Here is a 9395-nt window from a genome sequence, read left to right as displayed (position 1 = left end):
GGCGGTGGCCGCCCGCGCGCCCGCGCAAGCGACGGTCGCGGCCTCGGGGCCGACCGTCGTGGGGGCTTGCCCGCGGCCGGGCTGCGGCGGGCAGATCTTCCTCGGCCGCAAGGGCTACGGCTGCAGCCATTACAAGACCGGGTGCTCCTTCGTCATCTGGAAGTCGAGCCTGGGCCGCACGCTCACCGACGCCATGGTTCGCAGCCTGATCGAGAAGGGCAAGACCGGCAAGCTCAAGTTCAAGGACGCGTCGGGCGAATCGTACGAAGCGCGCATCGCGCTCGCGAACCCGAACACGGGCGAGCTGGCGCTGGAGCGGGAATAACGGCATCAGAACAAGGCGACCATCGCGGCCTGCGGGGTCGCCTTGTCTGCTGGTTCGGCCCTCGGCCCTTGAGCCGGCGCGTGATATAAGCTATTCGAGACAGGGCGGGAACAAGCTTCGCCCTGTTTTTTCGCTAACGAACTTCTTTCGGGTTCATACGCCCCGCCCCGTTCTGTAACGAACTGAGGAGACGCTANNACGAACCCCAGCGATCTTATTCGGGTCCACCCGGGGCCAGAACGGGCTTCCGGAACGAAATGGCGCTTATACGATTCATTAGAGGCGAAAATCCTTCATTTTGGACGAAATTGCGTCTCCTCGATTCGTTAGCCTCCTCCTCCGGTCGAAACAGGCACGACACGATCTTCGCAAAGAGAAGCGACTCTGAACGCCGAAGAGAAAATGTAAACGTTCTCCAAACCGCCCGATCGCTGTATAATCGATACAAATGCGACTCGCAGCCCGCGTCCCGTTAGACGCCGACGCTGACACCGACACCGACACTGGCATTTGCCGACATCCGTGCACACCAGAACGCTCCAACCGCGGTTCATGCAAGCTGCCTTCTACACTGGTCCATGGGGGCAAGACCGATGAAGAGCCGACCGTTCCTCAATTCCCCGGCCGCCTACGCGCTGGGCATGTTCGCCATGATGGTTCCGAGCCAAGCGTTCAGCGCGTTCTACAGCTACTACTACGTGGAGAAGCTGGGCCTCGGCATCGGGCTCGCGACGATCGCGCGCACGATCTACCTGATCTGGGACGCCGTGAACAACCCGATGGCCGGCTACCTGTCCGACCGCACGAATACCCGTCACGGCCGCAGACGCCCCTGGATTTTCGCCGCGATTCCGTTCTTCATGCTCTCCTTCATCCTGGTGTTCTCCGCCCCGGGAGGGATGGGGGACGCCGGGCTGTTCGTCTGGTTCCTGACCGCGCTCATCCTGTTCGAGGGGGTGGCGACGATTCTGTGGGTCAACTACGGCGCGCTGTTCCCGGAGCTGTTCCGGGGCGACCGGCTGCGGGCGAAGGCGTCGGCCGTCCAGCAGGCGTACCAGATCGTCGCGGTTCTCATCGGCACCGCGCTTACGCCCATCGTCTACGACGCGATCGGCTTCGGCCCGATGGCCGTCGTCTATTCCGTCGTCTTCGCCGTCTTTATGCTCTGGTTCGCGTTCTCCGTCCGCGAGAACGAGGAAGCCCGCAAGGAGCCGCCGCTTCCTCTCAAGGAAGCGTTCCGCGAGACGCTGAAGAACAAGCCGTTCTGGATTTTCCACATCGCCAACTCGTTCGCCCAGACGGTGAACGGGCTGCTCGCCTCGATGATCCCTTTCTACGCCAAGTACGCCTTGAAGATTCCCGAGAGCCAGGTGTCCATTCTGATGGCGGCCGTCTTCGTGTCGATCGTCCCGCTCGTCGCGGTCTGGTACTCCCTCGTCCGGAGGCTCGGCGGGCTTCGCGGCTGGCAGCTGGCCTTGGCCGTCTACGGGCTGTCCGCGATTCCGCTCTGGTTCGGGCAGAGCCTCGGCGGAGGCATCGCGGCCGGCATCGTCGTCGGCTTCGGCATGGCCGGCTTCCTCGTCACCCCGTCCGTCCTGAGCGGCCGGATCATCGACCTCGACGCCGAGAAGACGGGACGCCGCCGGGAAGGCGTCTATACCGCGGTGGGCGGGTTCATCACCCGGTCGAGCGGGCTCATCTCGGCGCTGGCGTTCTGGATCGTCGGCATGATCTTCGGCTACGTGAGCGGCGACGACCCGGGCCCTCGTCCCGAGACGACGTTCCGGGTGCTGATCAGCGTCGTTCCTCTCCTGCTGCTGGCGATCTCGTTCGCGATCTCTCTGTTCATGAAGGACCTGGGGGAGCCGACGGATACGACGAAGGGCCTGGACAACAAGAGAAGAGCGGGGAGTGGCGAACATGGGCAAAAAATTGATTCTGAACTGCGATGACTTCGGGCAGTCCCGGGCCGCCAACGAGGCGATCATTCATCTGCTCGAGGAAGGGAAGGTGTCTTCGGCGACGATCATGACGCCGGCTCCCGCGTTCGAGGAAGCGGCGGCATGGTGCCGAAGACGGGGGGCCGACAACGTCGGGCTGCACCTGACGTTCACGAGCGAATACGACGCCCTGCGGTGGCGGAGCCTCACCGGGCATCCGTCCCTTCACGACGGGAGCGAATACATGTACCACACCGTCGAGGAGTTCGAGCGCGGCGCCGATCCGAAGGCGGTCCGGCGGGAGATGGCCGCCCAGTTCGAGGCGGCGCGGCGATCCGGCGTCCGGATCTCGCACGTCGACAACCACATGGGCAGCCTGTACGGGACCGCCACGGGAAGAAGCTACCTTCCCCTGGCGTTCTGGCAGTGCTCCCGCCGGGGGCTTCCGTTCCGGCTGTTCCGCCGCTTCTACTTGAAGGACGCCATGATGGCGAAGATCGCGGCCGCGGGAGACGAGGCCCAGCGTACGCTGGAGAAGGCCGTCGCTCTCGCGGACACGCTCGGCGTCGGGCTGCCGGATTATCTCCTCAGCCATCCCTATCACGTCGAGGAGGGGGAGACGTACGAATCGTTCCGCGCTATGATGATCGCGAAGCTGTACGATCTCCCCGACGGGGTGAGCGAGACGTACATCCATCCGGCCGTGCCCGACGAACGGCTGGAGCGGGAGATTCCGTCGTGGGAGAAGCGCGTCTGGGAATACCGGCTCGCGCTCGACGACGAATTCGCCTATGCGATGAAGGACGCCGGGGTCGAGCTGACCCGCTACAGCCACGTCCGGGAGCGACCGGGCAGGTCGCGCGCGCGGGCGGCTTCGGCGCTGGCGAAGATGCTTCTGCTCGGCAGGAGCCCCAAAGCGTAGGCGATTCCCCGCCCGTTGCAACCGAACCCGGCTCCGATTCGTCTAGCCTGTAGAGGCTAGAACGAGGAGGGGTCGGGGATATGCGTCAGGCTTCCGCGATCGGGTTAATCATCCTCATAGCGATCGCCGTCGGAATCAGCTTCTACGGGCTGTGGCGGGGCGAGCACCGCGACGAGATCGAGAACGGCCGCAGGTACGGATTTCCCGTTCCGAACGGGGCGACCGAGATTCGGGTGTACGATTCCGACGGTCGGGAAGTGACGCCCCCGCAGCTGCGCGATCCGCGGACCGTCGCGGAGATTCTGGACAAGCTGAAGCAGGCTCCCCGCTCTTATTTCGGAGATCCGGAGCCGATGGGCGCCCTGTACGAGGTTCGGTTCCTCGGCGGGAGCGAGCCGAGCGCGTTCCAACTGAACGACCTCCGGCCGGGCCCAAGCTCGCTGGGCGGCAAGATCTATCCTCGGAATCCCGGGAGGGACGAGGTGTGGCAGCTGCCCTCGAACGTGATCTCGCTGTTGGTCGATACGGCCGAACCGGCTGGGCTGACGGCGTAAGAGGAAGACTAGGAAGACTAGCTTGCAGAACGACGAAGCCGGGAGGGTGCGAGAATGAAGAGAATCCTGAGCGCGACAATAGCCGCCGTACTGGCTGCCTTCAGTCTGGGCGCGAGCGCGTCGGCCATGACGGGCGGGCACGAGCCCCCGGGAACGTTCGGCGACCCGAAGACGGATATCGCGAAGATGTACCGCGTGAAGCACGAGCTGAAGTTCGATCTGGCCGGAACGAAGGCGACGCTAGACGGGCAGCCGGTCCAGGCGGCCAAGGCGATCGCGAAGGACGGCCGCGTCTTCGTGCCGCTGCGCCTGCTGCGGGACAGCGGAGCCGCCGCTTCGGTGACCTGGGACGGGAAGAAGCGGGAGGTCCGCGTCGTCATGAAGCCGGAGGTGTCGCCTCCGGTTCAGGAGCTGACGTTCCGGCTCGGCTCCGACCGGGTGTACGCGGCCGGGCAGCCGTTCGGGGACGTGAAGATCCCGGTCCCGTTCGCCGAGAACGGGCTGACTTATATTCCGGTGCAGACGCTCTCCTACTTGGGCGTCTTCGCGTCGGCTTCGCAGGGCACCGTAACCTGGAGCTGGAGCGAGAAGAGGATCGACGCGCTGGTGCCGAGCTGGGGAACGGACGGGGAGACGACGACGTTCACGGTCCTGTACCAGCAGGACATGTATCCGCCGCAGTTCCTGTCGTCGTACGGCGCCGGCGGCTGGGGCGGAGGGACCGGCAAGCTGAAGGACCGCGGCCTCTCCCTGGACGGGCGCTCGTATAACCGCATGGAGTTCACGGCGAGCCTGCGGCCGGGTCTCAATCCGCTGCAGCTCTACGCCGTCTCGGGAGGCACCGCCGACTTCAACGTGCTGCGACAGGTCGCCGACCCGCAGGCGGTGCCGGTCTCCCTGACGGAGGAAGGCAAGACGCATCTGTCGTTGACCGCGCCGAAGTCCGGCTACGTGAAGGCGAAGCCGGGAGACAAGATCGAGGTGGCGGGAGCGCTGCTCGAGGACAATCCGAACTTCGACACCGTCACGCTTGTTCTTCAGAAGTACGCGCCGGCTAGCGGCGGACTCGGCCATCGGGTGTACGAGGTCGTCGCCACGACGGAGCTGGCGATCCAGGACGGCAAGTTCGCGGGCTCGATCGAAGTGAAGGAGCCTGGACACTACCTGCTGTCGGTCGACAGCCCGAAGTACATTCCTTATCCCGAGAACGGCCCGGCTTCCACGCAGTGGGCCGAGATCACGGTCGAGGCCGAATAACGGCGAGACGAACGAAGCCCCGGTTCCGCGTCTGCGGAGCTCGGGGCTTCTTCTTTTTTTCCCTCAACCCATATCCTTCGGAACCAGCTTGAAAATCTCGCCCGACTCGAACGTCTCGATCAGCCGGTTCAGCCATATATAGTAACGGATCGCCTCGTCGATCTTGGACAGATCCGCTTGCAGTTGATGTTGGAACGCCTCGTCGCCGGCATACCGCTCGGCCAGCTCCTGCAGCTCCGACTTGGTCCGGCGCAGCGCGTGCAGGTTCATCTCCGCCGCCTTCCGCCACTTGAGCGAGAAGAAGTCGGCGAACGTCTGGAACCAGTCCAGCTCGACCTCGTACAGATCCTTCCGGGAGCCCTTCTCCCAGACCTTGTTCACCATCTTCAGGTCGACCAGCGTGCGGACGCCGGTGCTCATGCTGGTCTTGCTCATCTCCATGGCCCGTCCCATCTCGTCGAGCGTCATGGGCTTGTTCTGGAAAAACAGAAGTCCGTACAGATGGCCCGTGGACTGCGTTATCCCGTACAGTTCCATGTTGTTGCCGATCGTCTCGATGACTCTCTTCCTCGCCTTGAGCAACGCTTGTTCCTGTTCCGGGGTCAAATCCTCGCTACGTTCCATCCGTTCGTTCACCTTACCTTTGTGATGTACATCGCTATTGTAAAAAACAAACCAGACAAAGTAAAGAAAGTCCGAAAGTTGAAATAAAGAGGAAAACGGAGCATTCGGGAGCATACTTTGTACAGAAATAACTGTACGAACGGATAAAACGGAAAGTTTCGTTGACATATTCGCTCCCTTGTTTTTACACTTATAGGCATAGCCGGAGAGAGCTTGGAAGAAAGGGGTGAACGAATGGCGATCATTGAAGTGCGCCAGGTAACCAAAGTCTTCGGTCCCGACCCGGAATCGGTGCTTCGCCTGTTGGACGAAGGGTGGCCGAAGGAACGGATCTATCGCGAGAGGAAGCACACGGTGGGCGTGAATAACGTGTCGTTCGCGGTGGAGCCGGGAGAGATCTTCGTCATCATGGGACTGTCCGGAAGCGGGAAGTCGACGCTGGTTCGGATGCTGAACCGGCTCATCGAGCCGACCCGCGGCAGCGTCCTCGTTCATGGCGAGGATATTGTGAAAATGAATAAGGAGAATCTGCTCCGCGTGCGGAGGAAGCGGATCGGCATGGTGTTCCAGAAGTTCGCCTTGTTCCCGCACCGTACGGTGGCGGAGAACGCGGAATACGGCCTTGAGGTGCAGGGCGTCCCCAAGGCGGAGCGACGGGCGAAGGCGCTCGACGCGCTGCGGCTCGTCGGCCTCGCCGATTGGGCGAACAGCCTGCCTTCCCAGCTGAGCGGGGGAATGCAGCAGCGGGTCGGCCTCGCCCGCGCGCTGGCCAACGACCCGGACGTTCTGCTTATGGACGAAGCGTTCAGCGCGCTCGATCCGCTCATTCGCAAGGAGATGCAGGATGAGCTGCTGGAGCTGCAAGTGAAGATGAAGAAGACGATCATCTTCATCACGCACGACCTCGACGAAGCGCTGCGGATCGGCGACCGGATCGCGCTTATGAAGGACGGCAGCGTCGTGCAGATCGGCACGCCGGAGGAAGTGATGATGAATCCGGCTAACGAATACGTCGAGCGATTCGTGGAGGACGTGGACCTGTCGAAGGTGCTCACCGCTTCGTCGGTCATGCGCCGTCCGGAGACGATCGGCCTCGACCGCGGGCCTCGCGTCGCCCTGCAGCTCATGCGCGAGAGCGGCATCTCGAACCTGTTCGTCGTCGATCGCGAGCGGAAGCTGCTCGGCGTCATCACGGCGGAGGACGCTTCGGCGGCCGTGCGGGAAGGCAAGGGGCTGGAGGACATCGTCATCCGCGACGTTCCCGTCGCGAAGCCCGATTGGCTGCTGAACCGGCTGTTCGAGGTGTGCGCGAGCGCGAAGCACCCGGTCGCCGTCGTGGACGACTTCGGCCGCGTCATCGGCGTGATCGTGCGGGGAGCCGTTCTCGGGGCGCTGGCCGGTCATCCGGTTCAGGCCGATGCGGAGGAGGTGCGAAGCGATGTTTCCTAAGCTGCCGCTCGACGAGTGGGTGGAGAGCGTCGTCGACGCATTGGAATCGGGGCTGTCGCCGGTGTTCGGCTTCGTCTCGATGTGCATCGAAGGCGTCGTGAACGGAATCGCCGACTTGTTCCACTGGATTCCCGTCCTTGTCTTCATTGTTCTGGCCGCCGCTCTGGCCTACTATCTCGGTAAGTGGAAGTTCGCGCTGTTCACGGCCGTGGGCCTGCTGCTGATCGACAATCTCGGCTACTGGGATCACACGGTCGATACGCTGGCGCTCGTGCTGACGGCGGCGCTTATCTCGATCGTCGTCGGCGTGCCGCTCGGGGTCTGGTGCGCCCAGAGCGACAAGGCGCGCGGCGCGCTCACGCCGCTGCTGGACTTCATGCAGACGATGCCGGCCTTCGTCTACCTGATTCCGGCCGTCACCTTCTTCGGCCTGGGCGTCGTGCCGGGCGTCATCGCTTCGGTCATCTTCGCGGTGCCGCCGACGATCCGGCTGACGAACCTCGGCATCCGCCAGGTGCCCGAGGATCTCGTCGAAGCGGCGGACGCCTTCGGCTCCACGCGGAACCAGAAGCTGTTCAAGCTGCAGATCCCGCTGGCGATGCCGTCGATCATGACCGGGATCAACCAGACGATCATGCTGTCGCTGTCGATGGTCGTCATCGCTTCGATGATCGGGGCGCAGGGCATCGGCGCCGACGTCTACGGGGCGGTCACGCAGATCAAGACGGGCCAAGGCTTCGAGGCCGGCCTCGCGATCGTCGTGCTCGCCATCGTGCTCGATCGAATGACGCAGAACATCGTGAAGAAGAAAAGGAGAGGGTCGAATGTATAGGACTAAGCGCGCGACGAAGGCGTTGATGATAGCGGGGTTGGCCGGCGTTCTGGCGCTGACGGGGCTGACGGGATGCTCCAAGGGGGATTCCGCGGAGGCCGGCGGCGGAAGCGTCGGCGATCAAGTGAAGCGCGAGATCGTCGGCATCGACCCCGGAGCCGGCCTGATGAAGCAGACGGCGCAGGCGCTGAAGGATTACGAGCTGTCCGACTGGAAGCTCGTCGAAGGCTCGAGCGCGGCGATGGCCGCGGCGCTCGACAAGGCGTACAAGGACGAGAAGCCGATCATCGTCACCGGCTGGACGCCGCACTGGATGTTCGCCAAGTACAAGCTGAAGTACCTGGAGGACCCGAAGGGCACGTACGGCAAGGACGAGGAGATCCATACGGTCGTTCGCAACGGCTTGAAGGACGCGGCGCCTTCCGCCTACGCGATGCTGGACCGGTTCGAATGGACGCCGGACGAGATGGCGGTCGTCATGTCGGCGATCGCGGACGGCAAGGATCCGGCGGAAGCGGCCGCCCAGTGGGTGCAGGACAATGCCGCCAAGGCGGACGAATGGGTGAAGGAGCTGCCCGGCGAAGCGGGCAAGAAGCTGAAGCTGGCCTACGTGGCCTGGGATTCCGAGATCGCCAGCACGAACGTCGTGAAGCAGGTGCTGGAGGGGCGGCTCGGCTACAAGGTCGACCTGATGCAGGTCGAGGCGGGTCCGATGTGGGCCGGCATCGCCAACGGAAGCGCGGACGCGATGGTCGCCGCCTGGCTGCCGACGACGCACGAGGACTACTTCGAGAAGTACAAGGGGCAGTATGAGGACCTGGGCGCGAACCTGATCGGCACGAAGCTCGGCCTCGTCGTTCCGGAGTACATGGAGATTAGCTCGATCGAGGATTTGAAGACGAAGTAAGAGGAATATCGGCTGCCTGAAGCAGCGGCAAGCCCCGGCTCGCGAGATGCGGCCGGGGCTTATTCGTCGGGCGGCGGTCTATCCGCCCGCCTCTGCGCAGCCTCGAGTTGTTACCATACGGAGAGCTTCGTCCGGAAGTCGTTGTCGTCGGTGATCCATTGGACCCTGTCGTACCCCCGCTCTTGGGCGTTGCCGTACAGCCGTTCGAGCAGCTCTTGGTCCTTCGCGTAGATCGCCGTATACGCGCAGTCGACGACAAGAAGAACAAGCTGGCAGCCGCTGGCGAGGAACTCTTCGTAAGCGGCGACGTTCTTGGTCTCTCGGCCCTTCGGATAGGCCTTCAGATCGGCGAAGATCACGTAGGCCGCGGTGTCGGCCAACAGGTTCCGAAGCCGCCGGCCGTCGATCGCATTCGCCGTCCAACCTTCCGGCCAGAGGGGTTCGAGCTTGCCGTCCGCGAGGCGATATTCTTCCCCGTCTCCGATGAGCCAATCGTATGCGGCCATGTCCACGGGGCTTAGAACGTCGCCGAGCAGCGTTCCGTCCCGATTGGGAATTTCGAATTGGATGCCTCTTCGCAAGCTT

At 63.4% G+C, this 9395-nt stretch carries 10 protein-coding genes; 8 read left to right on the top strand and 2 right to left on the bottom strand.

The window, feature by feature from the left end:
- From H7B90_RS08590 to H7B90_RS08570, 5 genes are all read left to right on the top strand, one after another.
- A partial coding sequence (locus H7B90_RS08590) for a topoisomerase C-terminal repeat-containing protein (protein ID WP_185135443.1) occupies window positions 1–325 on the top strand: 325 nt, incomplete at its 5' end.
- A 593-nt stretch (window positions 326–918) separates the two neighbouring features.
- Window positions 919–2277 carry an MFS transporter gene (locus tag H7B90_RS08585; RefSeq protein WP_185135442.1) on the top strand — a complete coding sequence of 453 codons (1359 nt, stop codon included), beginning with the start codon at window positions 919–921 and terminating at the stop codon, window positions 2275–2277.
- On the top strand, window positions 2246–3187 hold the full coding sequence (locus H7B90_RS08580) for a polysaccharide deacetylase family protein (RefSeq protein ID WP_185135441.1): 942 nt from the start codon (window positions 2246–2248) through the stop codon (window positions 3185–3187). Before H7B90_RS08585 ends, H7B90_RS08580 begins: the two co-directional genes overlap by 32 nt.
- Window positions 3188–3267: 80 nt before the next feature.
- Window positions 3268–3741 carry a hypothetical protein gene (locus H7B90_RS08575; protein ID WP_185135440.1) on the top strand — a complete coding sequence of 158 codons (474 nt, stop codon included), beginning with the start codon at window positions 3268–3270 and terminating at the stop codon, window positions 3739–3741.
- Window positions 3742–3795: 54 nt separating this feature from the next.
- Entirely contained in the window at window positions 3796–4998 is a 1203-nt protein-coding gene (locus H7B90_RS08570; protein ID WP_185135439.1) for a stalk domain-containing protein, read from the top strand.
- Window positions 4999–5061: 63 nt separating this feature from the next.
- Here the strand turns inward: H7B90_RS08570 and H7B90_RS08565 are convergent, their stop codons facing one another.
- Window positions 5062–5622 carry a GbsR/MarR family transcriptional regulator gene (locus H7B90_RS08565; RefSeq protein WP_185135438.1) on the bottom strand — a complete coding sequence of 187 codons (561 nt, stop codon included), beginning with the start codon at window positions 5620–5622 and terminating at the stop codon, window positions 5062–5064.
- Between the two features lie 234 nt (window positions 5623–5856).
- Here H7B90_RS08565 and H7B90_RS08560 point away from each other — a divergent pair, with 234 nt between their 5' ends.
- From H7B90_RS08560 to H7B90_RS08550, 3 genes are read left to right on the top strand one after another with little or no spacing between them, the layout of a single operon-like run.
- Window positions 5857–7071: a quaternary amine ABC transporter ATP-binding protein gene (locus H7B90_RS08560; protein WP_185135437.1), complete on the top strand. Its 1215-nt coding sequence runs from the start codon at window positions 5857–5859 to the stop codon at window positions 7069–7071.
- The gene (locus tag H7B90_RS08555; protein WP_185135436.1) at window positions 7061–7903 is read left to right on the top strand and encodes an ABC transporter permease; all 843 of its coding nucleotides are present in this window, start codon (window positions 7061–7063) and stop codon (window positions 7901–7903) included. Before H7B90_RS08560 ends, H7B90_RS08555 begins: the two co-directional genes overlap by 11 nt.
- Complete coding sequence (locus tag H7B90_RS08550; protein ID WP_185135435.1) at window positions 7896–8810, top strand: glycine betaine ABC transporter substrate-binding protein; 915 nt, start codon at window positions 7896–7898, stop codon at window positions 8808–8810. The genes H7B90_RS08555 and H7B90_RS08550 overlap by 8 nt, the downstream gene beginning before the upstream one ends.
- Window positions 8811–8920: 110 nt before the next feature.
- Here H7B90_RS08550 and H7B90_RS08545 read toward each other — a convergent pair whose 3' ends face one another.
- A complete protein-coding gene (locus H7B90_RS08545) occupies window positions 8921–9391 on the bottom strand; it encodes a DUF2691 family protein (protein WP_185135434.1) in 471 nt (156 codons plus the stop codon).
- Window positions 9392–9395 lie beyond the last annotated feature (4 nt).

The sequence above is a fragment of the Cohnella xylanilytica genome (assembly GCF_014212175.1).
Classification (GTDB): Bacteria; Bacillota; Bacilli; order Paenibacillales; family Paenibacillaceae; genus Cohnella; species Cohnella xylanilytica.
This window is presented reverse-complemented; position numbering and strand designations above follow the sequence as displayed.

What these genes read in the sequence shown, in the direction of transcription:
- H7B90_RS08585 (WP_185135442.1), top strand. Translation starts at nt 919, where the DNA reads ATGAAGAGCCGACCGTTCCTCAATTCCCCGGCCGCCTACGCGCTGGGC.
- H7B90_RS08580 (WP_185135441.1), top strand. Translation starts at nt 2,246, where the DNA reads ATGGGCAAAAAATTGATTCTGAACTGCGATGACTTCGGGCAGTCCCGG.
- H7B90_RS08575 (WP_185135440.1), top strand. Translation starts at nt 3,268, where the DNA reads ATGCGTCAGGCTTCCGCGATCGGGTTAATCATCCTCATAGCGATCGCC.
- H7B90_RS08570 (WP_185135439.1), top strand. Translation starts at nt 3,796, where the DNA reads ATGAAGAGAATCCTGAGCGCGACAATAGCCGCCGTACTGGCTGCCTTC.
- H7B90_RS08565 (WP_185135438.1), bottom strand. Translation starts at nt 5,622, where the DNA reads ATGGAACGTAGCGAGGATTTGACCCCGGAACAGGAACAAGCGTTGCTC.
- H7B90_RS08560 (WP_185135437.1), top strand. Translation starts at nt 5,857, where the DNA reads ATGGCGATCATTGAAGTGCGCCAGGTAACCAAAGTCTTCGGTCCCGAC.
- H7B90_RS08555 (WP_185135436.1), top strand. Translation starts at nt 7,061, where the DNA reads ATGTTTCCTAAGCTGCCGCTCGACGAGTGGGTGGAGAGCGTCGTCGAC.
- H7B90_RS08550 (WP_185135435.1), top strand. Translation starts at nt 7,896, where the DNA reads ATGTATAGGACTAAGCGCGCGACGAAGGCGTTGATGATAGCGGGGTTG.